22 protein-coding genes are annotated in these 21,953 nt (G+C 71.3%); 15 read left to right on the top strand and 7 right to left on the bottom strand.

Annotation, left to right across the window (positions count from 1 at the left end):
- Positions 1–94: 94 nt before the first annotated feature.
- Positions 95–1,420, bottom strand: coding sequence for a DUF2252 domain-containing protein (locus tag ACWC0C_RS36340; RefSeq protein WP_450868531.1), 1,326 nt, complete (start codon positions 1,418–1,420; stop codon positions 95–97).
- Between the two features lie 201 nt (positions 1,421–1,621).
- Here ACWC0C_RS36340 and dnaE point away from each other — a divergent pair, with 201 nt between their 5' ends.
- Positions 1,622–5,161 carry a DNA polymerase III subunit alpha gene (dnaE, locus tag ACWC0C_RS36335; RefSeq protein WP_449196046.1) on the top strand — a complete coding sequence of 1,180 codons (3,540 nt, stop codon included), beginning with the start codon at positions 1,622–1,624 and terminating at the stop codon, positions 5,159–5,161.
- Positions 5,162–5,232: 71 nt separating this feature from the next.
- On the opposite strand, the gene ACWC0C_RS36330 is transcribed toward dnaE, so the two are convergent.
- Positions 5,233–5,409 carry a hypothetical protein gene (locus ACWC0C_RS36330; protein WP_450868529.1) on the bottom strand — a complete coding sequence of 59 codons (177 nt, stop codon included), beginning with the start codon at positions 5,407–5,409 and terminating at the stop codon, positions 5,233–5,235.
- 225 nt (positions 5,410–5,634) lie between these two features.
- On the opposite strand from ACWC0C_RS36330, the gene ACWC0C_RS36325 reads away from it, so the two are divergent.
- The 4 genes from ACWC0C_RS36325 (at position 5,635) to ACWC0C_RS36310 (ending at position 9,510) form a co-directional block, all read left to right on the top strand.
- A complete protein-coding gene (locus ACWC0C_RS36325; protein ID WP_450868527.1) occupies positions 5,635–6,849 on the top strand; it encodes an NYN domain-containing protein in 1,215 nt (404 codons plus the stop codon).
- A gap of 88 nt (positions 6,850–6,937) precedes the next feature.
- Positions 6,938–7,951, top strand: coding sequence for an ABC transporter ATP-binding protein (locus ACWC0C_RS36320; protein WP_450868526.1), 1,014 nt, complete (start codon positions 6,938–6,940; stop codon positions 7,949–7,951).
- A 64-nt stretch (positions 7,952–8,015) separates the two neighbouring features.
- Positions 8,016–8,837, top strand: coding sequence for an ABC transporter permease (locus ACWC0C_RS36315; protein WP_449196042.1), 822 nt, complete (start codon positions 8,016–8,018; stop codon positions 8,835–8,837).
- Positions 8,838–8,871: 34 nt separating this feature from the next.
- Positions 8,872–9,510: an AAA family ATPase gene (locus ACWC0C_RS36310; protein WP_449196041.1), complete on the top strand. Its 639-nt coding sequence runs from the start codon at positions 8,872–8,874 to the stop codon at positions 9,508–9,510.
- Between the two features lie 52 nt (positions 9,511–9,562).
- Here the strand turns inward: ACWC0C_RS36310 and ybaK are convergent, their stop codons facing one another.
- The 4 genes from ybaK to ACWC0C_RS36290 all read right to left on the bottom strand — a co-directional run bounded on the left by ybaK (position 9,563) and on the right by ACWC0C_RS36290 (position 13,715).
- Complete coding sequence (gene ybaK / locus ACWC0C_RS36305) at positions 9,563–10,066, bottom strand: Cys-tRNA(Pro) deacylase (RefSeq protein ID WP_449196040.1); 504 nt, start codon at positions 10,064–10,066, stop codon at positions 9,563–9,565.
- A gap of 74 nt (positions 10,067–10,140) precedes the next feature.
- Entirely contained in the window at positions 10,141–10,881 is a 741-nt protein-coding gene (locus ACWC0C_RS36300) for an LON peptidase substrate-binding domain-containing protein (protein WP_449196039.1), read from the bottom strand.
- A gap of 11 nt (positions 10,882–10,892) precedes the next feature.
- Positions 10,893–11,978 carry a hypothetical protein gene (locus ACWC0C_RS36295; protein ID WP_450868524.1) on the bottom strand — a complete coding sequence of 362 codons (1,086 nt, stop codon included), beginning with the start codon at positions 11,976–11,978 and terminating at the stop codon, positions 10,893–10,895.
- A gap of 159 nt (positions 11,979–12,137) precedes the next feature.
- Positions 12,138–13,715, bottom strand: a complete 1,578-nt coding sequence (locus ACWC0C_RS36290; RefSeq protein ID WP_449196037.1) for an oxidoreductase — start codon at positions 13,713–13,715, stop codon at positions 12,138–12,140.
- 173 nt (positions 13,716–13,888) lie between these two features.
- Here ACWC0C_RS36290 and hisD point away from each other — a divergent pair, with 173 nt between their 5' ends.
- The 10 genes from hisD (at position 13,889) to ACWC0C_RS36240 (ending at position 21,548) form a co-directional block, all read left to right on the top strand.
- Positions 13,889–15,214 (top strand): histidinol dehydrogenase, encoded by a 1,326-nt coding sequence (gene hisD, locus ACWC0C_RS36285; RefSeq protein ID WP_449196036.1) that lies wholly within the window; start codon positions 13,889–13,891, stop codon positions 15,212–15,214.
- Positions 15,211–16,323 carry a histidinol-phosphate transaminase gene (locus ACWC0C_RS36280; RefSeq protein WP_450868522.1) on the top strand — a complete coding sequence of 371 codons (1,113 nt, stop codon included), beginning with the start codon at positions 15,211–15,213 and terminating at the stop codon, positions 16,321–16,323. Before hisD ends, ACWC0C_RS36280 begins: the two co-directional genes overlap by 4 nt.
- Entirely contained in the window at positions 16,320–16,913 is a 594-nt protein-coding gene (gene hisB / locus ACWC0C_RS36275) for an imidazoleglycerol-phosphate dehydratase HisB (RefSeq protein ID WP_031166423.1), read from the top strand. The genes ACWC0C_RS36280 and hisB overlap by 4 nt, the downstream gene beginning before the upstream one ends.
- Positions 16,914–16,916: 3 nt before the next feature.
- Entirely contained in the window at positions 16,917–17,081 is a 165-nt protein-coding gene (locus ACWC0C_RS36270; protein WP_030605407.1) for a hypothetical protein, read from the top strand.
- Positions 17,072–17,731 (top strand): imidazole glycerol phosphate synthase subunit HisH, encoded by a 660-nt coding sequence (gene hisH / locus ACWC0C_RS36265; RefSeq protein ID WP_449196034.1) that lies wholly within the window; start codon positions 17,072–17,074, stop codon positions 17,729–17,731. Before ACWC0C_RS36270 ends, hisH begins: the two co-directional genes overlap by 10 nt.
- Positions 17,732–17,734: 3 nt before the next feature.
- Positions 17,735–18,460, top strand: a complete 726-nt coding sequence (gene priA, locus ACWC0C_RS36260; protein WP_450868521.1) for a bifunctional 1-(5-phosphoribosyl)-5-((5-phosphoribosylamino)methylideneamino)imidazole-4-carboxamide isomerase/phosphoribosylanthranilate isomerase PriA — start codon at positions 17,735–17,737, stop codon at positions 18,458–18,460.
- A complete protein-coding gene (locus tag ACWC0C_RS36255) occupies positions 18,457–18,849 on the top strand; it encodes a RidA family protein (RefSeq protein WP_449196032.1) in 393 nt (130 codons plus the stop codon). The genes priA and ACWC0C_RS36255 overlap by 4 nt, the downstream gene beginning before the upstream one ends.
- A gap of 6 nt (positions 18,850–18,855) precedes the next feature.
- Positions 18,856–19,611 carry an imidazole glycerol phosphate synthase subunit HisF gene (hisF, locus tag ACWC0C_RS36250; protein ID WP_450868519.1) on the top strand — a complete coding sequence of 252 codons (756 nt, stop codon included), beginning with the start codon at positions 18,856–18,858 and terminating at the stop codon, positions 19,609–19,611.
- A 92-nt stretch (positions 19,612–19,703) separates the two neighbouring features.
- Positions 19,704–20,294, top strand: a complete 591-nt coding sequence (locus ACWC0C_RS36245; RefSeq protein WP_450868518.1) for an ArsR/SmtB family transcription factor — start codon at positions 19,704–19,706, stop codon at positions 20,292–20,294.
- Between the two features lie 15 nt (positions 20,295–20,309).
- Positions 20,310–21,548, top strand: a complete 1,239-nt coding sequence (locus ACWC0C_RS36240; RefSeq protein WP_450868516.1) for an MFS transporter — start codon at positions 20,310–20,312, stop codon at positions 21,546–21,548.
- 2 nt (positions 21,549–21,550) lie between these two features.
- Here the strand turns inward: ACWC0C_RS36240 and ACWC0C_RS36235 are convergent, their stop codons facing one another.
- Positions 21,551–21,949 carry a VOC family protein gene (locus ACWC0C_RS36235; protein WP_449196029.1) on the bottom strand — a complete coding sequence of 133 codons (399 nt, stop codon included), beginning with the start codon at positions 21,947–21,949 and terminating at the stop codon, positions 21,551–21,553.
- Between the last annotated feature and the right edge of the window lie 4 nt (positions 21,950–21,953).

The raw sequence follows: 21,953 nt of genomic DNA, 5'->3' as shown, positions 1-21,953 counted from the left end.
TCCGCCACGATCAACTCGCGTGCCCCAACCCCCATCATGCCCAGTTCAACGAGTAACCCGGGCGCCGAGCCACGGCCAACCGTGCACGAGGTCGTTACAGCCCCGGAATCCGGCCGTTGCGGAACAGGTCGACGAAGATCTGGTGGTCGGCACGCGCGCGTGCGCCGTAGCTGTGCGCGAAGTCCACCAGGAGGGGCGCGAAGCCCTCCTCGTCGGCCGCGATGGCCGCGTCGATGGCCCGCTCGGTGGAGAACGGCACCAGGGACTCGCCCGAGGTGTCGTCCGCCGCCGAGTGCATCGAGGCCGTGGCCCGGCCCAGGTCGGCGACGACCTGCGCGATCTCCTCCGGGTCGTCGATGTCGCCCCAGTCCAGGTCGACGGCGTACGGCGAGACCTCGGCCACCAGCTGGCCCGCGCCGTCCAGCTCGGTCCAGCCCAGCCACGGGTCGGCGTGCGCCTGCAGGGCGCGCTGGGAGATCACCGTGCGGTGACCCTCGTGCTGGAAGTAGCCGGCGATGGCCGGATCCGTGATGTGCCGGGAGACGGCCGGGGTCTGGGCCTGCTTGATGTAGATCACGACGTCGTTCTCCAGGGCGTCGCTGTGCCCCTCCAGGAGGATGTTGTACGACGGCAGGCCGGCCGAGCCGATGCCGATGCCGCGGCGGCCGACGACGTCCTTCACGCGGTAGGAGTCCGGGCGGGCCAGCGAGGAGTCCGGCAGCGTCTCCAGATAGCCGTCGAAGGCCGCCAGCACCTTGTAGCGGGTGGCCGCGTCCAGCTCGATGGAGCCGCCGCCCGGCGCGAAGCGGCGCTCGAAGTCGCGGATCTCGGTCATCGAGTCCAGCAGCTCGAAGCGGGTCAGCGAACGGGCGGCCCGCAGGGCGCCCAGCAGGGGGCCCTCGGCGGTGTCCAGGGTGAACGGCGGCACCTCGTCGCTCTTCGCGCCCGTGGCCAGGGCGTGGATGCGCTCGCGGTACGCGCCCGCGTAGACGCGCACCAGCTCGGTGATCTGCTCGTCACTGAACGCCTTCGCGTACCCGATGAGGGCGATCGACGCCGAGAAGCGCTTCAGGTCCCAGGTGAAGGGGCCGACGTAGGCCTCGTCGAAGTCGTTGACGTTGAAGACCAGGCGGCCGTTGGAGTCCATGTACGTGCCGAAGTTCTCCGCGTGCAGATCGCCGTGGATCCACACGCGCGAGGTGCGGTCGTCCAGGAATGGACCACCGCGCCTCTCCGCGTCGAGGTCGTGGTAGAAGAGGCACGCCGTGCCCCGGTAGAACGCGAAGGCCGAGGCCGCCATCTTCCGGAACTTCACCCGGAACGCGGCCGGGTCGGCGGCCAGGAGCCGGCCGAAGGCGGTGTCGAAGACGGCGAGGATGTCCTCGCCGCGCTGCTCGTCGCTGAGCTGGGGTGCCGACATCGCTGGGTGCCTCCTGGTGCATTACCTGTACGACAGCGTTTCTGCCGTCTCCAACGGGCGACGCCACGCGGGAGTGCCCGGTTCCCGCATGAAGGTACGCGGGGATCCCCCGCGAGTGTCAGTGCCGGGGCATAGACTTCGACGCTGACCCCCAGAACCGTCCCCCGCCCGCCGCCCAGTGTTTCCGTTGGAGGCCATACCGTGTCAAAGCCGCCCTTCACGCACCTGCACGTCCACACCCAGTACTCGCTGCTGGACGGTGCCGCGCGGCTCAAGGACATGTTCAACGCCTGCAACGAGATGGGCATGACGCACATCGCCATGTCCGACCACGGCAACCTGCACGGGGCGTACGACTTCTTCCACTCCGCGAAGAAAGCCGGAGTCACCCCGATCATCGGGATCGAGGCATATGTCGCCCCGGAGTCCCGGCGCAACAAGCGCAAGATCCTCTGGGGCCAGCCGCACCAGAAGCGGGACGACATCTCCGGTTCGGGTGGTTACACCCACAAAACGATGTGGGCGGTGAACAAGACCGGCCTGCACAACCTCTTCCGCCTCTCCTCCGACGCCTACGCCGAGGGCTGGCTGCAGAAGTGGCCCCGGATGGACAAGGAGACCATCGCCCAGTGGTCCGAGGGCATCGTCGCCTCCACCGGCTGCCCCTCGGGCGAGGTGCAGACCCGGCTGCGCCTCGGCCACTTCGACGAGGCCCTGAAGGCCGCCGCCGACTACCAGGACATCTTCGGCAAGGACCGGTACTTCCTGGAGCTGATGGACCACGGCATCGAGATCGAGCGCCGGGTCCGTGACGGCCTGCTGGAGATCGGCAAGAAGCTCGGCATCCCCCCGCTGGTCACCAACGACTCGCACTACACGTACGCGCACGAGGCCGGCGCCCACGACGCCCTGCTGTGCATCCAGACCGGCAAGAACCTCTCCGACCCGGACCGCTTCAAGTTCGACGGCACCGGCTACTACCTGAAGTCCACGGACGAGATGTACGCCATCGACTCCTCGGACGCCTGGCAGGAGGGCTGCGCCAACACGCTCCTCGTCGCCGAGATGGTCGACACCGACGGCATGTTCGAGAAGCGCGACCTCATGCCGAAGTTCGACATCCCCGAGGGCTACACCGAGGTCACCTGGTTCAAGGAGGAGGTCCGCCGCGGCATGGAGCGCCGCTTCCCCGGCGGCATCCCCGAGGACCGCCAGAAGCAGGCCGACTATGAGATGGACGTCATCATCTCGATGGGCTTCCCCGGCTACTTCCTCGTCGTCGCCGACTTCATCATGTGGGCCAAGAACAACGGCATCGCGGTCGGCCCCGGCCGAGGCTCCGCGGCCGGCTCGATCGTCGCCTACGCCATGGGCATCACCGACCTCGACCCGATCCCGCACGGTCTGATCTTCGAGCGGTTCCTCAACCCCGAGCGCATCTCGATGCCCGATGTCGACATCGACTTCGACGAGCGCCGGCGCGTCGAGGTGATCCGGTACGTGACCGAGAAGTACGGCGCCGACAAGGTCGCCATGATCGGCACCTACGGCACCATCAAGGCCAAGAACGCGATCAAGGACTCCGCGCGCGTGCTGGGCTACCCGTACGCGATGGGCGACCGCATCACCAAGGCCATGCCCGCCGACGTCCTCGGCAAGGGCATCCCGCTGTCCGGCATCACCGACCCCAGCCACCCGCGCTACAGCGAGGCCGGCGAGGTCCGCGGGATGTACGAGAACGAGCCGGACGTGAAGAAGGTCATCGACACCGCGCGCGGTGTGGAGGGCCTGGTGCGGCAGATGGGCGTGCACGCGGCCGGCGTGATCATGTCCAGCGAGACCATCACCGAGCACGTCCCGGTCTGGGTCAGGCACACCGACGGCGTGACCATCACCCAGTGGGACTACCCCAGCTGTGAGTCGCTCGGTCTGCTGAAGATGGACTTCCTGGGCCTGCGCAACCTCACGATCATGGACGACGCGGTCAAGATGGTGAAGGCCAACAAGGGGGTCGAAATCGACCTCCTGGGCCTCCCGCTCGACGACCCGACGACCTTCGAACTCCTCCAGCGCGGCGACACCCTCGGCGTCTTCCAGTTCGACGGCGGCCCCATGCGGTCCCTGCTCCGGCTGATGAAGCCCGACAACTTCGAAGACATCTCCGCCGTGTCGGCCCTGTACCGCCCGGGCCCGATGGGCATGAACTCCCACACGAACTACGCGCTGCGCAAGAACAAGCAGCAGGAGATCACGCCGATCCACAAGGAGCTGGAGGAGCCCCTCGAAGAGGTCCTCGCGGTCACCTACGGCCTGATCGTCTACCAGGAGCAGGTGCAGAAGGCCGCCCAGATCATCGCCGGCTACTCGCTCGGCGAGGCCGACATCCTCCGCCGCGTGATGGGCAAGAAGAAGCCCGACGAACTGGCGAAGAACTTCACCATCTTCCAGGCCGGCGCCCGCAAGAACGGCTACAGCGACGAGGCCATCCAGGCCCTGTGGGACGTGCTGGTCCCCTTCGCCGGCTACGCCTTCAACAAGGCCCACTCGGCCGCGTACGGCCTGGTGTCGTACTGGACCGCGTACCTCAAGGCGAACTACCCCGCCGAGTACATGGCCGCGCTCCTGACCTCCGTCAAGGACGACAAGGACAAGTCGGCGATCTACCTCAACGAGTGCCGCCGCATGGGCATCCGGGTGCTCCCGCCGAACGTGAACGAGTCCGAGGCCAACTTCGCCGCCCAGGGCGACGACGTGATCCTCTTCGGCCTCTCCGCCGTCCGCAACGTCGGCACCAACGTGGTCGAGTCGATCATCAAGTGCCGCAAGGCCAAGGGGAAGTACGCCTCCTTCCCCGACTACCTCGACAAGGTCGACGCGGTGGTCTGCAACAAGCGCACCACCGAATCGCTGATCAAGGCCGGCGCCTTCGACGAGATGGGCCACACCCGCAAGGGGCTCACGGCGCAGTACGAGCCGATGATCGACAACGTGGTCGCGGTCAAGCGCAAGGAGGCCGAGGGCCAGTTCGACCTCTTCGGCGGCATGGGCGAGGAGACCAGCAGCGAGCCCGGCTTCGGACTCGACGTGCAGTTCACCGACGAGGAGTGGGACAAGACCTATCTGCTCGCCCAGGAGCGGGAGATGCTCGGTCTGTACGTCTCCGACCACCCGCTCTTCGGCCTGGAGCACGTGCTGTCCGACAAGGCGGACGCGGGCATCGCCCAGCTCACCGGAGGTGAGCACGCGGACGGCGCGGTCGTCACCATCGGCGGCATCATCTCGGGCCTGCAGCGCAAGATGACCAAGCAGGGCAACGCCTGGGCGATCGCCACCGTCGAGGACCTCGCCGGCTCCATCGAGTGCATGTTCTTCCCGGCGACCTACCAGCTGGTGTCGACCCAACTCGTCGAGGACGCCGTGGTGTTCGTCAAGGGACGCCTCGACAAGCGCGAGGACGTGCCCCGGCTCGTCGCCATGGAGCTGATGGTCCCGGACCTGTCCAACGCGGGCACCAACGCGCCGGTGATCCTCACCATCCCGGCCACCAGGGTCACTCCGCCCATGGTCAGCCGCCTCGGCGAGATCCTCAGCCACCACAAGGGCGACAGCGAGGTCCGCATCAAGCTCCAGGGCCCGCGCAAGACCACCGTGCTGCGCCTGGACCGGCACCGGGTCAAGCCCGACCCGGCGCTCTTCGGCGACCTGAAGGTGCTGCTCGGCCCGTCCTGTCTGGCGGGCTGAGACCGAGAAGCGCGAAGGGGCGCACCCGATACGGGTGCGCCCCTCCTGTGTGCCTGGGCTTCAACTGCCCTTTAGTTGTGGCCGAAGCTCTTCTGCTTCTTGCGAGCAACATCCGCGGGGCTGCCCTGGATGTGCGACACCGGCGAGTCGTGCGCGTCCGACTGCCGCTGCGCCTGCTCGTGGGCCGGCTCGGCCTGCGAGGAGCGGTTCTGTGGGCCGCCCTGCTTGCGGTTCTTGTTCTTGGCCATGGTGATCTGCCTCCTGTGGGGGATCTAGGGGCCAGGGCCGGGACCAGATTCACATACGCCGACATCGAGTGCATGTCGGATAATTACCCTGTGTGACAGGGCGGGTTGGCGAGCGGGATCCGCAAACGCCACGCCGAAGATCGAGTTCCGGCCGTTAACCTCTGCGCCGTCGGGCAGACTCGAAGGAAGCCCGAAGCAAAACCTCCCGGGAAGAGGGTGAGTCGCGTGGACCGCTGCATCGTCCTGGTGGACGCCGGGTACCTGCTGGGAGCCGCCGCCAGCCTCCTCGCCGGTGAGCCCTCGCGGTCCCGGATCACCGTCGACCACACCGCGCTGATCCAGGCCCTGCGCGAACGTGCCGAGTCGGAGACCGAGCGCCCGCTGCTGCGCATCTACTGGTTCGACGGCGCCCCCGACCGCGTCCCCCAACCGGAGCACCGGCGACTACGCGTGATGCCCCGGGTCACCGTCCGGCTCGGCGCCCTCACCCGCAGCGACGGACGCTGGGCGCAGAAGGGCGTCGACGCCGCCATGCACGCCGAGCTGACCGAGCTGGCCCGCAACCGCGCCTGCTCCGACATCGTCCTCGTCACCGGCGACGGCGATCTGCTGCCCGGCATGATGGCCGCCAAGGAACACGGCGTCGCCGTCCACCTGTGGGCCGTACAGGCCGCCGACGGCGACTACAACCAGTCCGAGGACCTGGTCGCCGAGGCCGACGAGCGGCGCGTGCTGGACCGCGCCTGGATCACCCAGGCCGTCCGCGCCAAGGAACTGACCGGGGTCTGCGCCCCGCCGCCCGTGCCCCGGCCCGAGATCGCCGCGATCCTCTCCGCGCCGCTGCCCGAGTCCGCGCTCGCCGCGGCGGCCGAACGGCCGGCCGAGCAGGGCGCTCCCCAGCCGGCCGCGGCGGCGGAGAACGGCACCCAGGAGCGGGTCACCGCCCACAAGGGCGTACCCACCCCCAAGGACCTCGCCGCCCTGCGCGCCCCCGGCACCCAGCCCGTTCAGCACCCCGCGACCGCCACCCTGCGCTGGTCCTCCGACAAGGGCTGGGTGGACCGGCCGGGCGCCGTCACCGAGCCGCCCGAGGTCGCCTCCATGCCGACGCTCGCCCAGCTCACCACGGCCGAGCAGCGGTGGGCCGACCGCGAGGAGGACATCACCACCGTCGGCGGCGACCCGTACGAGGTGGGGCAGGTCTTCGCCCGCCGCTGGATCTCCCGGCTCGGCGAACAGGGCCATCTGCAGAAGCTGTCGCAGCTGTACCCGCGCATCCCGCACCGCATCGACGGGGAGCTGCTGCGGTACGCCGCGCGGTTCGGGCTGCTCGCGCACAAGGACGACCAGATCGACGAGCACGACCGTTACGCCATTCGGGCGGGGTTCTGGCGGGAGATCGACGTGCCTGCCGCGGCGGAGAGCGTAACGGGGGAGTGAGCCGTCGCGGCGGCGTTTCCTTACCGGTTGCGTACGGAAGTGGCCCCAAAGACGAGTAAAGCGTCACTACCCCGTACTCTCGTCCCTTGTGAGTACGCGCGCGGCACAGGCACTTCGGCATGACGAGGTCGTCCGCGTGCGCGGGCTCGCCAAGACCTATCCGGCCGTGAAGGGACGTCGGGGCGCGCCCGGCACCCCCGAGGTACGGGCCACCGACGGGGTCGAGCTGGACGTGCGGCGCGGCGAGGTGTTCGGGCTGCTCGGGCCGAACGGCGCCGGCAAGTCCACGCTCGTACGACAGCTCACCGGGCTGCTCCGGCCGGACACCGGCAGCATCGAGATCCTCGGGCACGACATCGTCCGGCACCCCGAGCGGGCCGCGCGCATCCTCGCCTACCTCGGCCAGGAGTCCTCCGCACTGGACGAGCTGACCGTCTCCCTCGCCGCCGAGACCACCGCACGCCTGCGCGGCCTGGACGCGGGGCGGGCCCGGGCCGAGCGGGACGCCGTCCTGGAGGAGCTGGGGCTCACGCCGATCGCCGGGCGGGCGCTGAAGAAGCTGTCCGGCGGACAGCGGCGGCTCGCCTGCTTCGCCTCCGCCCTCGTCGGCGAACGTCCGCTGCTCGTGCTGGACGAGCCGACCACCGGCATGGACCCGGTGGCCCGGCGCGCCGTCTGGGCGGCCGTCGACCGGCGGCGCGCCGAGCGCGGTACGACCGTGCTGCTGGTCACCCACAACGTCATCGAGGCCGAGACCGTCCTCGACCGGGTCGCCGTCATCGACCAGGGCCGGCTCATCGCCTGCGACACCCCGGCCGGGCTGAAGGAACGGGTCGCCGGCGAGGTGCGGGTCGAGCTGGTGTGGCGGGAGCGGCCGCCGCTGGAGGTGCCCGAGGTCGCCGTGCTGAGCGAGCGCGCGGTGGAGTCCGGACGGCGCTGGACGCTGCGGCTCGCGCCCGAGGAGGCCCGCGCCGCCGTCGCCACCGTGACCGGCGGGGCCGCCTTCGCCGCCCTGGACGACTTCACGCTCGCCACGCCCAGCCTGGAGGATGTCTACCTGGCGCTGGGCGGCGCGGCCCGGCAGGGGCTGGTGAAGGCGTGAGCGCGCGGGCCGCGGCATACGTATGCGTGTGCGCGACTGCCGTACGGAAGAGGAGCAGCTCGTCGTGAGTGTCGTACCCGCGGAGGTTCTCCCGGGCGGGACCCGGGCCGTGCCGGAGACGGCGCGCGGCGCGGCCGAACTCGGCCCGGCCGCTCGGCTGTGGCCGTCGCTCGTGGCCGTCTACCGGGCCCAGCTGTCCCGGGCCCGGGTGGCGCGGATCCCGCTGCTGTTCGTGGCCACCTTCCAGTCCATCGGCATCACCGTGATGATGCGGGGCGTCGTCGACAGCGGCAGTGAGGCCGAGTCCGTGGTGGCGGGCTCGTCCGTGCTGGTCGTCGCCTACGTGGCCCTGAATCTGCTCTCGCAGTACTTCGGGCAGCTGCGGGCGAGTGGCGGGCTCGATCACTACGCCACCCTGCCGGTGCCGCCCGCCGCGGTGGTGCTGGGCGCGGCGGCGGCGTACGCCTCCTTCACGGTGCCGGGGACTTTGGTGACCGCCGTCTTCGGGTGCGTCCTGTTCGGGCTGCCGCTGGGCAATCTGTGGATTCTCCTGGCCGTGATCCCGCTCGCCGGGGCCGCGCTGTCCGGGCTCGGCGCCGCCTGCGGGCTGCTCGCGCCGCGGCCCGAGCTGGCCACGCTGCTCGGGCAGCTGGGCATGTCGGCGGCGCTGCTGCTGGGTGTGCTGCCGGCCGACCGGATGCCGGAGCTCGTACGGCTGGCGCGGGATCTGCTGCCGTCGACCTACGGCGTGGAGGCGTACGCCCGGACCTTCGGGGCCCGCCCGGACTGGGCCCTGGTCCTCGTCGACCTGGGGGTGTGCGCGGGTGTCGGGGTGGTCTCGCTGGCCGTGGCGACCTGGGCGTATCGCAAGGCCGCCGTCCGGTGACGCGGGGCCCAGCGCGACCTGGCACGATGTCAGGGTGACCGCACCGTTGACTCCGCCTACGCCGCCGCACAACCAGTCCTCGAACGATGTCTGGCAGGCGCCGCCGCCCGCCGGGGTGTCCGGGGGCGTGTACGAACAGGACGGCCCCGGGATGAAGACCGAACTGCGGGATGCCGCCGTGATCACGGTGGCCATGGCGCTGGGCGGGGTGCTGCTGGGGCTGCTGTGGTGGTGGCTGGCGCCGCATGTGCCGCTGGTGGGCGACGTGGTCGACAAGAGCTGGGTCGTCTATCTCAAGGACAGCGAGGGCGAGCAGGCGGCCGGGGTGGACGGTACGTTCACCCTGCTGGGGCTGGGCTTCGGGCTCGTCAGCGCGGTGGTGGTGTTCCTGCTGCGGCGGCGTGGGGGTGTGCCGCTCGTGGTGGCACTGGGCCTCGGGGCGCTGCTCGGGTCTTTGCTGGCGTGGCGGCTGGGGGTGTGGCTGGGACCCCCGTCCGACGTGCTGGCGCATGCCAAGGCCGCGGGGAAGGGGGTCACCTTCTCGGCGCCGTTGAAGCTGGGGGCGAAGGGGGCGCTGCTGGCTTGGCCGTTGGGGGCGTTGCTGGTCCACCTCGGGCTTACCGCGTTGTTCGGGCCGCGTGATCCCGAGCTGCCGTATCCGCACCAGCCGTAGCCAGGAGGCTCCGCCCCCTGGACCCCGGGTCTCGTTTCCCCTGCGCCGTTCGTCAGCCCCGCCCGATCGGCGCCAGTACCGCTCCTGTCAGCTTTGCCAGGTCTCCCGGGGACAGTTCCACCTCCAGGCCCCGGCGGCCCGCCGAGACGCAGATCGTCTCGTGGGCGTCCGCCGAGTCGTCCAGGACCGTCGGGAGCCGTTTGCGCTGGCCGAGTGGTGAGATGCCGCCCCGTACGTAGCCGGTCGTCCGCTCGGCGAGGGTGGGGTCGGCCATCGTCGCTCGTTTGCCGCCCACCGCGGCCGCCAGGGCCTTGAGGTCCAGGGAGCCGGAGACCGGGACCACCGCCACGGTCAGGGCGCCGTCGACGTCCGCCACCAGGGTCTTGAAGACGCGGTCGGGGGAGACGCCCATCGCCTCCGCGGCCTCCTCGCCGTACGACGGGTGGGAGGGGTCGTGGTCGTAGGAGTGGACCGTGAAGTCCACGCCGGCCGACGACAGGGCGACCGTCGCGGGCGTGCCCGCGGACTGCTGCTGCTTCTTCGACTTCTTCGCCATCCGTCTTCCTCAGCCGTCTTCCTCAGCTGTCTTCCCCAGCCGGCCTGCTCAGCCGTCCCGCTCAGCCGTCCCGCTCAGTTCATGCTCGTCGGCGCCCGCGTCAGCTCGAACGCGGGCAGCGACGGAAGACTACGGATGATCGCCGTCTCGGAGCGAAGGAGTTTCAGCTCGTCGCGGAGCCGGGAGGCCGTGTCGGGCGCCTGGAGCAGCCGCTGCTTGGTCGGCGTGTCGTGCACCATCGCGGCGGCCACCAGGTACGACACCACGCCGGGGTCGTCCGGCAGCTCGGCACCGGTGGACAGCGAGCGCTCGCGGGCGCCCGCCAGCCGCTTCTGGTACTGGCGGAAGGAGCGCAGCACCCCCTCGGCCAGCGCGCCCGCCTCGTCGCCGGGCTCCTCCGGCAGCTCCTCCAGCTCCGCCGTCAGGAACGGCCCCGACGCGTCGACGGAGAGCAGCCGCACCCGGGTCGTCCCCGTCGCCAGCACCTCGAACGTGCCGTCGGTCCGCTCCCGGATGGTCGCCGCGTCCGCCACACAGCCCACCCCGTGGAAGGACTTGAGGGGTTCCGGGCCGAAGCCCGCGGCCGGTCCCCGGTCGGGCTGTGCCGTGGGGTCCGGCATGCCGGGGGCGCTCGGCGCCACCTCGTGGCCGTCGCGGATGGCCACGACGGCGAACCGGCGCGGCTCGTCCTCCGGTGTCTTGAGCAACTCGCGCATCATCGCGCGGTAGCGCTCCTCGAAGACGTTCAGCGGCAGCACGAGCCCCGGGAACAGCACCGTGTTCAGCGGGAAGAGCGGGAGTCGGACGGTGGTCACGACGCCTCAGCCTAGTGGTCACCGGCGTCGGCGTGTCCGCCGTGCTCGCCGAGCGGGGCCGGGGGCCAGGTCAGCAGCCCCGCGGGGACGGGCCGGGGCCCCGGTGTCAGCAGGTGCTCGCGCAGCCGCAGGAAGTGGCCGAGCGGGTCGCCGGAGAACCGGTCCCAGGGGAAGGACGTGGCGTACGGGCCGATCAGGCGCAGCTGGGCGCGGGCGTCCTCCCAGCGCTCGAGGCACATCAGGACGTACAGGAGCTTGTTGCGGACCTGGGCGGGCCATGGGTCGGCCGCCGGGAAGCGGCCGGAGAGCGTGAGCGCCCGGTCGGCCGCGGCGTCCAGCCGGGCGCGCGGGATCTCGGGTCCGCAGGCGTCGGTGAGGTAGCCGAAGGCGGCCCGGGCCGGGAGGGCCTGGACGAGCGAGTCGGCCGGGGCGTCCTGCGCGGCCCGGTCGGCGAAGTCGAAGCACTCGCGGTGCGAGGCGCGGGGGGTGTGCGGGGTGTCGCCCCACAGGACGCAGCAGGAGGCGGCCAGGTAGCGCAGTGCGGCCACATGGCAGCCGTAGTGGTGCGGGGCGCGCCGCACGGCCGCCTCCCACAGCTCCTCGAAGTACCGGTGGCCCGCCCGTGAGCCGCGCGCGTGGTCCAGCGCGATCCGCCAGGGCACCGGATCGCGGTCGTCGGCGCGGGCGGCGGCGGTGATCCGCGGGCTCACCTCGCGCAGCAGCTCGGCGCGGGCCGGCGAGGGCCAGACGCGGTCCACCGCGAGCTGGGCTCCGACCAGGAGGGCGCCGGGGTCCTCGGGGTTGGCCGCGTGCCAGGCCTCGAACCACTCGGGGCGCGATCGGGCGAAGCCGGCCAGGCGCCGTACGTAGCGGTCGTGGTTCTCCCAGGCCGCCGTGGCGCGGGTGGCTGCCAGCAGGCCGGCCGCGGCGGCGTACTCGCCCCGGCCGGCCGCGACCAGCGCGGGCGAGAGCCGGTCGTCGGGCGCGTCGAGCATGGCCTCGTCCCCGGCCGGAGGCCGGTCGGCCGGGCGCGCGAAGCGTTTGGTCATCCGGGTCTGACGGATGAACGAGGGCAGCAGAGCCATGGTGTCGACCATTGAAAGTCCGCAGGTGGGCAGCGCGCCAGAGGCTTGGGGCAAGTCCCGGAAAGTTGTATGGCGGACGGTCAAGGACCGGTAAAGGTGATTCTTCGGTCTTTGCGCCGTCTGTGGCTTCTGCCCCACTGGACGCACACGGACCAGCCCCGGCCGGCCCTCTCACCCCCGCCGCAGCAGCCGGGTAGCCCCCGCCGCCACCGTCGTCGCCAGGACCCAGCCGATCAGGATCATCGCGGCCGACAACCACTGCCAGCCGCCGCGCAGCTGCCACTCGCCGACCTGGCCGAGGTCGATCACCGGGAGGAGGAGGTCCAGGGTGAACAGGGCCGGGCTCCAGTAGGGATGCTCGTCGTGGTTCACCGGCGGGTGGTCGGCGTGTGCGAACACCAGCGTGCCCGCCGCCCACAGGACCGCCATCCACACCGCGGCCCGGCCCGGCCGGTAGCCGTAGGCGACCGTCCAGTCCTGGACGTAGCCCCAGGACTTGGCGGCCAGCGGCAGCGTCTCGCGGCGGCGGCGCTGCTTGGCGAGCAGCACCTCGCGTGCGTCCTCGTCCTCCCCGGCCGCCCGCAGCACCGCCGCCAGGCGCTCGTACGGCTCCGGGCCGTACTCGGCGGTGGCCGCCGCCACCCAGTCCAGCCGGCCGGCCAGCGGGAACGGGCCGCGCGGCACGAGGTTCTCGTACACGAAGCCGCCCATCTGCAGATTGCCCGGGCCCGGCCAGCTCGCCGCCCGGTCCACCAGGCTGACGGTCCGCGCGCCGGACAGCACCACCTTGCCGCGCTGCGGCCGGTCCCCGAGGAAGCGCAGCTCCGAGGCGTGCACCCGGCGCAGCGACAGCTCCTGGTCGTCCGTGAGGGTGAACCTCGCCCGCTCGAAGTCGACCGCGTCCCCGAACCGCCCGTCGTCCAGGCGGATCCCGCCCCGGCACTCGAAGCGCTGGATCCGCGTCCCGCGCGCCGGTGTCGTGCCGCTCAGCAGCGGGCTGCCGACGCCCGCCGGGGTCAGATACAGGGTCCGCTCGACGGTGAGCTGGGGGGCGTTCAGGGCGTAGCGGGAGTACGGGTTGTCCAGCACCGCGCCGCGCAGGCTGAGCGACACGCCGACCTTGGCGCCGCGCAGCCGCAGCTCGCCGTGCGACTCCAGCATCTCCGCCTGAAGGTCCTGGCCGACGCTCACCCCGTCCCCGGAGATCGACCGGCCGCTGCGGTCGCGGTACACCACCGCCTGGTTGAGCAGCAGGTCCGTGCCGATGTGCGCGTCCGTCAGCCGCACCCCGTTCTGGAAGCGGCAGCGCGGCAGATGCAGATCGCCCTCGGTGTGCAGCCGGGCCGCCTCCAGCCGGGGCACCGCGCAGTTCACCATGCGCAGGGTCGTGAACCGGGCCTCCGGCAGCAGTACCTCGTCGTCGAAGCGGCAGCCGCGCAGCTCGACGTACGGCCGTACGGTGCCGCCGGAGAGGTCCAGCGTGCCGGTGATCCGCACGCCGGTCAGCTTCAGCGAGGACACCCGGCCCGCGAGCGCGGGCGGGCCGTCCAGCAGCAGCCAGGCGACCATCCGCGCCCGTACCGTGCGCTCCGGGCCCCACGGATGCCCGCCGTGCGGATCGTCCACGGCGGCGTCCCCGCTGCCCAGGTCGTACACACTGCCGTTGCGGAAGGCCTGCCACATCCCGGCCTCGGCCGCGGTCAGCTCGTCCGGCAGGTCCCCGGCGACGAAGCCGGCCCCCTCGGTCACCTCGCTCCTCTCCTGGTCCAGTGATGTTCAGTGCTTTCGTACAGCCGTTCATGCCCGCTCAGTGACTGCCGGAACACTAGAGGTGAAGGCGATCTTCCGAGTTCGGCCACGTTCTGTATCAGCCATTGATACGCGCCCACGTCCGGCGACGGCGGTCTGAGAGAATTGGGACTGTGATTTCCCGAATCGATCTGCGCGGCGACGCCCTTCCCGAGGGCCCCGCCCTGCGCGACCTGCTGCCCCGAGCCGACTTCGACGTTCAGGCCGCACTGGAGAAGGTGCGTCCGATCTGCGAGGCCGTGCATCATCGTGGCGACGCGGCGCTGATCGACTTCGCCGAGAAGTTCGACGGAGTACGGCTGGAATCCGTCCGTGTCCCGGCCCAGGCGCTCACCGACGCGCTGGCGGCCCTCGACCCGGCCGTGCGCGCCGCGCTGGAGGAGTCCATCCGCCGCGCCCGCCTGGTCCACCGCGAGCAGCGCCGCAGCACGCACACCACCCAGGTCGTGCCCGGCGGCTCCGTCACCGAGAAGTGGGTGCCGGTCGAGCGCGTCGGTCTGTACGCGCCGGGCGGCCGCTCCGTCTACCCCTCGTCCGTGATCATGAACGCCGTACCGGCCCAGGAGGCCGGCGTCGCGTCGATCGCGCTCGCCTCCCCGCCGCAGGCCGACTTCGGAGGCCTCCCGCACCCGACGATCCTCGCCGCCTGCGCCCTGCTCGGCGTGGACGAGGTCTACGCGGCCGGCGGCGCCACCGCCGTCGCGATGTTCGCCTACGGCACCGAGTCCTGCCCGCCCGCCAACATGGTCACCGGCCCCGGCAACATCTGGGTCGCCGCGGCCAAGCGCTTCTTCACCGGCAAGATCGGCATCGACGCCGAGGCCGGCCCGACCGAGATCGCGATCCTCGCCGACGACACCGCCGACCCGGTGCACGTCGCCTCGGACCTGATCAGCCAGGCCGAGCACGACCCGCTGGCGGCGGCCGTGCTGGTCACCGACTCCGTGGAGCTGGCGGAGGCGGTGGAGAAGGAGCTGGAGCCGCAGGTCGCGGCCACCAAGCACATCGAGGACCGGATCGTGCCCGCGCTCAAGGGCCGGCAGTCCGCGATCGTCCTCGTGGACGGTCTGGAGGAGGGCCTCAGGGTCGTCGACGCGTACGGCGCCGAGCACCTGGAGATCCAGACCGCTCAGGCCTCCGAGGTCGCCGATCGCGTCAAGAACGCGGGCGCGATCTTCATCGGCCCCTGGGCCCCGGTCTCGCTCGGCGACTACGCGGCCGGCTCCAACCACGTCCTGCCCACCGGCGGCTGCGCCTGCCACTCCTCGGGCCTGTCCGTCCAGTCCTTCCTGCGCGGCATCCACATCGTCGACTACACGAAGGACGCGCTCGCCGACGTCGCCCACCACGTGGTGACGCTGGCGGAGGCGGAGGACCTGCCGGCGCACGGCGCGGCGATCAAGGCCCGGTTCGGCTGGAAGGTACCCGAGAGCAAGTGAGCGACGTGAGGATCGACGATCTTCCCGTACGGGACGAGCTGCGCGGCAAGTCCCCCTACGGCGCGCCCCAGTTGGACGTCCCCGTACGGCTGAACACCAACGAGAACCCCTACCCGCTGCCCGAGCCGCTGGTCGAGCGGATCGCGGAGCGGGTCCGGGAGGCCGCCCGCGACCTGAACCGCTACCCCGACCGGGACGCGGTCCAGCTGCGCACCGAGCTGGCCAAGTACCTGACGAAGACCGGCAAGTACCCCCTCGGCATCGAGAACGTGTGGGCCGCCAACGGCTCCAACGAGGTCATCCAGCAGCTGCTGCAGACCTTCGGCGGACCGGGCCGTACGGCCATCGGCTTCGAGCCGTCGTACTCGATGCACGCGCTCATCGCGCGCGGCACGGGCACGGGCTGGATCTCGGGTCCGCGCAACGAGGACTTCACGATCGACGTCGCGGCGGCCGTCGAGGCGATCGCCGAGCACAAGCCGGACGTCGTCTTCATTACCACCCCCAACAACCCCACGGGCAACGCGGTCCCGACCGAGACCGTCCTCGCGCTGTTCGAGGCGGCGCAGGCGGCCAAGCCGTCGATGGTGATCGTGGACGAGGCGTACATCGAGTTCAGCCACGGCAACTCGCTGCTGCCGCTGCTCGAGGGCCGCCCGAACCTGGTCGTCTCGCGCACGATGTCGAAGGCGTTCGGCGCGGCGGGCCTGCGCCTCGGCTATCTCGCCGCCGACCCGGCGGTCGTGGACGCCGTCCAGCTCGTACGGCTGCCGTATCACCTCTCGGCGATCACCCAGGCGACCGCCCTGGCCGCCCTGGAGCACACCGACACCCTGCTGGGGTACGTCGAGCAGCTGAAGGCGGAGCGGGACCGGCTGGTCGCCGAGCTGCGCGCGATCGGCTACGAGGTCACCGAGTCCGACGCGAACTTCGTGCAGTTCGGCCGGTTCGCCGACGCCCACGAGGTCTGGCAGAAGATCCTCGACCGGGGCGTGCTGGTCCGGGACAACGGCGTACCGGGGTGGCTGCGGGTGTCCGCCGGCACCCCGGAGGAGAACGACGCGTTCCTCGACGCGGTCCGTGAGTTGAAGAAGGAGCTTGAGGCATGAACCGCGTAGGACGCGTGGAGCGCACGACCAAGGAGACCTCCGTCCTGGTCGAGATCGACCTCGACGGCACCGGCAGAACCGACATCGCCACCGGCGTCGGCTTCTACGACCACATGCTCGACCAGCTCGGCCGGCACGGTCTGTTCGACCTGACCGTGAAGACCGACGGCGATCTGCACATCGACTCCCACCACACCATCGAGGACACCGCCCTCGCGCTGGGCGCCGCCTTCAAGCAGGCGCTCGGCGACAAGGTGGGGATTTATCGATTCGGCAACTGCACGGTCCCGCTGGACGAGTCCCTCGCCCAGGTCACCGTCGATCTGTCCGGCCGCCCGTACCTCGTGCACACCGAGCCCGAGAACATGGCGCCGATGATCGGCGAGTACGACACCACGATGACCCGGCACATCCTGGAGTCCTTCGTCGCCCAGGCGCAGATCGCGCTGCACGTGCACGTGCCCTATGGGCGCAACGCGCACCACATCGTGGAGTGCCAGTTCAAGGCGCTGGCCCGGGCGCTGCGTTACGCCTCCGAGCGTGACCCGCGCGCGGCCGGCATCCTCCCCTCGACGAAGGGCGCGCTGTAAGCCATGACCGGTCTGTCGACCCTGCTGATCGTCGTCGGCCTCTTCCTGGTCGGCGGCATCATCTCCTTCGTCAAGCAGAAGATGCCCACGAGCCTCATCGTGCTGCTCTCCATCGGCGCGGCGCTGTGCCTCGTCGCGGGCGTCATGCGGCTGGAGGTGTGGAATTGAGCGCTGCCCAGACGAAGCAGAAGAAGGTCGTCGTCTTCGACTACGGCTTCGGCAACGTCCGTTCCGCCGAGCGTGCCCTCGCGCGCGTGGGCGCCGACGTCGAGATCACCCGCGACTTCGACAAGGCCATGAACGCCGACGGCCTGCTCGTGCCGGGCGTCGGCGCCTTCGCCGCCTGCATGCAGGGCCTGCGCGCCGCCCGCGGTGACTGGGTGGTGGACCGCCGGCTGTCCGGCGGACGGCCCGTGATGGGCATCTGCGTCGGCATGCAGATCCTGTTCGCCCGCGGCATCGAGCACGGTGTGGAGGCCGAGGGGCTGGACGAGTGGCCGGGCACGGTCGCGCCGCTCCAGGCCGACGTCGTGCCCCACATGGGCTGGAACACCGTCCAGGCCCCGGCCGACTCGGAGCTGTTCGCCGGCCTGGACGCCGACGCCCGCTTCTATTTCGTGCACTCCTACGCCGTCCACGACTGGCAGCTGGAGTCGCACAACCCGGTGATCGCGGCCCCCAAGGTCACCTGGTCGACGCACGGCAAGCCGTTCGTGGCCGCCGTGGAGAACGGCGCCCTGTGGGCCACCCAGTTCCACCCCGAGAAGTCCGGCGACGCCGGCGCCCAGCTCCTCACCAACTGGATCGGAACCCTGTAGACCATGGCCAAGCTCGAACTCCTCCCCGCCGTCGACGTCCGCGACGGCCAGGCCGTCCGCCTCGTGCACGGCGAGTCCGGGACCGAGACCTCCTACGGCTCCCCGCTGGAGGCCGCCCTCGCCTGGCAGCGCTCCGGCGCCGAGTGGCTGCACCTGGTCGACCTGGACGCGGCCTTCGGCACCGGCGACAACCGCGAGCTGATCGCCGAGGTCGCGAAGGCGATGGACATCAAGGTGGAGCTGTCCGGCGGTATCCGCGACGACGCCTCGCTGGCCGCCGCCCTGGCCACCGGCTGCACCCGGGTGAACCTCGGCACCGCCGCCCTGGAGACCCCCGAGTGGGTCGCCAAGGTCATCGCCGAGCACGGCGACAAGATCGCGGTGGGCCTGGACGTACGGGGCACCACGCTCCGCGGCCGCGGCTGGACCCGGGACGGCGGCGACCTCTACGAGACGCTGGCGCGCCTCGACAAGGAGGGCTGCGCCCGCTACGTCGTCACCGACATCGCCAAGGACGGCACGCTCCAGGGCCCGAACCTGGAGCTGCTGAGGAACGTCTGCGCGGCGACGGACCGCCCGGTCGTGGCCTCCGGCGGCGTGTCGTCCCTGGACGACCTCCGCGCCATCGCCGAGCTGGTACCCCTCGGTGTCGAGGGCGCCATCGTCGGGAAGGCCCTGTACGCGAAGGCGTTCACACTGGAAGAGGCCTTGGAGGCTGTGTCGTCATGACCGATGCCGTACGGCGCGTGCAGAGCGGAAGCCCCTGGGAAGAGAGTTTCGGTTTCGCGCGCGCCGTCGCGGCGGGCGACCGGGTGTCCGTCGGGGGCACCACGTCCTTCAAGGGCACGGTGCTGTACGGCGAGGGCGACCCGTACGAGCAGACCAAGGTCGCCTTCGGCAACGCCCTCGAAGCGCTGAAGGAGTTCGGGCTCGGTGTCGAGTCCGTGATCCGTACCCGTATGTATCTGAGCCATGTGCGCGACGTCGACGAGGCGGGGCGGGCCCACAAGGAGCTGTTCGACTCCGTGCGCCCGTGTACGACCCTTCTCGTGGTCGAGGGCTTCGTCGATCCGCGCATCCTGGTCGAAGTAGAGCTCGAAGCATTCAGAGGAGTCTGAGCGGTCATGACCCTGGCGGTCCGAGTCATCCCCTGCCTGGACGTGGACAACGGCCGGGTCGTCAAGGGCGTCAACTTCCAGAACCTGCGCGACGCGGGCGACCCCGTCGAGATGGCCAAGGTGTACGACGCCGAGGGCGCCGACGAGCTGACGTTCCTGGACATCACCGCGTCCTCGGGCAACCGGGAGACGACGTACGACGTGGTGCGCCGCACCGCGGAGCAGGTGTTCATCCCGCTGACCGTCGGCGGCGGCGTCCGTACGGCCGAGGACGTGGACAAGCTGCTGCGGGCGGGCGCCGACAAGGTGGGCGTGAACACCGCCGCGATCGCCCGCCCCGACCTGATCCGCGAGATCGCCGAGCGCTTCGGCCGCCAGGTCCTGGTCCTGTCGGTCGACGCGCGCCGCACCGAGTCGGGCTCCTTCGAGGTGACGACCCACGGCGGCCGTAAGGGCACCGGCATCGACGCCGTCGAGTGGGCGCACCGGGCGGCCGAACTGGGCGCCGGCGAGATCCTCCTGAACTCCATGGACGCGGACGGCACCAAGGACGGCTACGACCTGGAGATGATCGCGGCCGTCCGCAAGCACGTGACCGTCCCCGTGATCGCCTCCGGCGGCGCCGGCAAGCTGGCCGACTTCCCGCCGGCGATCGCGGCGGGCGCGGACGCCGTGCTGGCCGCGTCCGTCTTCCACTTCGGCGACCTGCGGATCGGCGAGGTGAAGGAGACCCTGCGGGCGGCGGGACACCCCGTGCGCTGATGCGCTGACACCGCGCCGGGCTTCGGAAGGTGTGAAAGGGAAGTTGCGCAAAAACTATTGTGCAACTTTTCTTTCGTATCTAGCGTGGAGGTATGCCAGACAGGGAGAGAGACCGCCGGATCAAGGACCTGGGCACGCTGAAGGCGCTCGCGCACCCGCTGCGGTCGCAGCTGTACCGCCTGCTCATCATCAGCCGGGCCGCGACGGCCTCACAGCTCGCCGAACAGGTGGACGAGGCCGTCTCCCTGGTCAGCTACCACCTGCGCAAGCTGGCCGAGCACGGGCTGATCGAAGAGGCCGAGCCGCGGAGCGGGGACGGCCGGGAGCGCTGGTGGCAGCCGGCCTCCGACGGTGTGAGCATCCGCGACGAGGACTTCCGGGACGCTCCGGAGAAGGCGGCCGCGCACACCGCGGCCAGCCGGCTGTTCTTCGAGCAGCGAGCCGACATGTACCGGCGCTATCTGGACGAGCGCGCCCACTGGGGCGACGCGTGGACGACGGCGTCCGGCTCCGACGAGTGGCTGCTGAAACTCACGCCGGACGAACTGGCCGAACTGTCCCGCAAGATGTACGACCTCGTCCGCTCGTACGAGGAGTCGGGCCGGGCCGCCGAGGCCGCCGGCGACACCGAGGGCCGCGAGAACGTCGCCGTGCACACGTACGGCTTCCCGTTCCGGACCTGAGGGGACCCGCCGCACGTGACCGTCACACTGACCCCGGCGGCCACCACGCCCGCCCACCGCGACGCCAACGTCCGGCGCTGGCTCGCCGCCTACACGTCCTCGATGCTGGGCGACAACGTCTACTACATAGCCCTGTCCTGGGCCGTCGTCCGGTCCGGGACCCCGGCGCAGGTCGGGCTCGTGATGTCGGCGAGCGCGCTGCCGAGGGCGGTACTGATGCTGGGCGGGGGAGTCGTCGCCGACCGGTTCGGGCCGCGCCGGGTCGTCATCGGCAGCGACATCGTGCGCTGCGCGGCCGTCCTCGCCGTGGCCGCCCTGCTGTTCCTCACCAGCCCCGGGCTGTGGCCGCTCGCCCTGCTGGCGCTGGTCTTCGGCGCGGTCGACGCCGTCTTCGTGCCCGCTGTGGGTGCTCTTCCGCCCCGGCTCACCGGGAAGGCCCAGCTCGGCCGGGTCCAGGGCATGCGGGGCCTCGCCATCCGCGTCGCCGCCGTCGTCGGCGCCCCGCTCGGCGGCCTCGGGGTGGCGGTGGGAGGTGCCCCGGCCGCGTTCGCCGTCGCCGGACTGCTCATCGCCGTATCCGTGCCGTTGCTGGTCTCCGTACGGGTACGGGACCTGCCGCGGGACGACACGCCCAGGGCGCCCGGGACCGCGTGGAGCGATCTGAAGGCCGGACTGCGCCACATCCGCGGTCACCGCGTCCTGGGCCCGCTCATGCTGGCCATCGCCCTCGGCGACCTCGGCTTCGTCGGCCCGCTGAACGTCGGCCTGACCCTGCTGGCCGACCGGCGCGGCTGGGGCGCCTCCGGCATGGGCTGGGTGCTCGCCGGGTTCGGCGTCGGCGCGGGCGCCGCCTCCCTGCTGCTCGCCGTGCGGGGGCGGCTGCCCCGCGCGGGACTTGTCGCCGGGGGCACGATCACTGTCGGCTCGGTGGCCGTCGCCGCCCTGGCCTACGCCCCCACTCTCGCCGTGGCCGTCGGCACCGCCCTGCTCGTGGGTCTGCTCACCGGGCTCAGCGGCGCCCTGTGCGGGGCCCTGCTGCAGACCCAGGCAGACCCCGCCTTCCTGGGCCGGGTCACCGCGGTCTCCAGCCTGGTCAGCCTCGGTCTCACCCCGCTGAGCATGCCCTTGGCGGCCGCCGCGATCGGCACCTGGGGGCCGGGACCGGTCTACGTCGTCAGCGCCACCGTGTGCGGTCTCGGCGGGGTCGTCGCCCTCGTCGTACCGGCGCTGCGCCGCGCCGAACTCCCCCGCTGAATTCACCCCTTCGGCTGAACCAGCTGCACCAGATTCCCGCAGGTGTCGTCGAACACCGCCGCCAGCACCGGCCCCTGCTCCTGCGGCTCGTGCGTGAACCGGACACCCCGGCCGGTCAGCCGCGCGTACTCCGCCCCGAGGTCCTCCACGGAGAAGACGATGCACGGGATGCCCGCCTCGTACAGCGCCCGCCGGTACGGCTCGGCGACGGGGCCCTGGCCGGGCTCCAGCAGCAGCTGGAGATCGGGCTGGGCGCCCTGAGGGGCCCCGACCGTGACGAACAGCGTGCCGCCGCCCAGATCCCTGTGCGTGCGGGTCTCGAAGCCGAGCACGTCCGTGTAGAAGGCGTGCGCCGCCGCCACGTCGTCCACGTACACACCGGTCATCGCGACCTTGATCATGGCG

The organism is Streptomyces sp. NPDC001709 (assembly GCF_053596375.1).
This window is presented reverse-complemented; position numbering and strand designations above follow the sequence as displayed.

What these genes read in the sequence shown, in the direction of transcription:
- hisF (WP_450868519.1), top strand. Translation starts at nt 18,856, where the DNA reads ATGACCCTGGCGGTCCGAGTCATCCCCTGCCTGGACGTGGACAACGGC.
- ACWC0C_RS36255 (WP_449196032.1), top strand. Translation starts at nt 18,457, where the DNA reads ATGACCGATGCCGTACGGCGCGTGCAGAGCGGAAGCCCCTGGGAAGAG.
- ACWC0C_RS36295 (WP_450868524.1), bottom strand. Translation starts at nt 11,978, where the DNA reads ATGGTCGACACCATGGCTCTGCTGCCCTCGTTCATCCGTCAGACCCGG.
- ACWC0C_RS36235 (WP_449196029.1), bottom strand. Translation starts at nt 21,949, where the DNA reads ATGATCAAGGTCGCGATGACCGGTGTGTACGTGGACGACGTGGCGGCG.
- ACWC0C_RS36245 (WP_450868518.1), top strand. Translation starts at nt 19,704, where the DNA reads ATGCCAGACAGGGAGAGAGACCGCCGGATCAAGGACCTGGGCACGCTG.
- ybaK (WP_449196040.1), bottom strand. Translation starts at nt 10,066, where the DNA reads ATGGCGAAGAAGTCGAAGAAGCAGCAGCAGTCCGCGGGCACGCCCGCG.
- priA (WP_450868521.1), top strand. Translation starts at nt 17,735, where the DNA reads ATGGCCAAGCTCGAACTCCTCCCCGCCGTCGACGTCCGCGACGGCCAG.
- ACWC0C_RS36270 (WP_030605407.1), top strand. Translation starts at nt 16,917, where the DNA reads ATGACCGGTCTGTCGACCCTGCTGATCGTCGTCGGCCTCTTCCTGGTC.
- ACWC0C_RS36330 (WP_450868529.1), bottom strand. Translation starts at nt 5,409, where the DNA reads ATGGCCAAGAACAAGAACCGCAAGCAGGGCGGCCCACAGAACCGCTCC.
- ACWC0C_RS36340 (WP_450868531.1), bottom strand. Translation starts at nt 1,420, where the DNA reads ATGTCGGCACCCCAGCTCAGCGACGAGCAGCGCGGCGAGGACATCCTC.
- hisB (WP_031166423.1), top strand. Translation starts at nt 16,320, where the DNA reads ATGAACCGCGTAGGACGCGTGGAGCGCACGACCAAGGAGACCTCCGTC.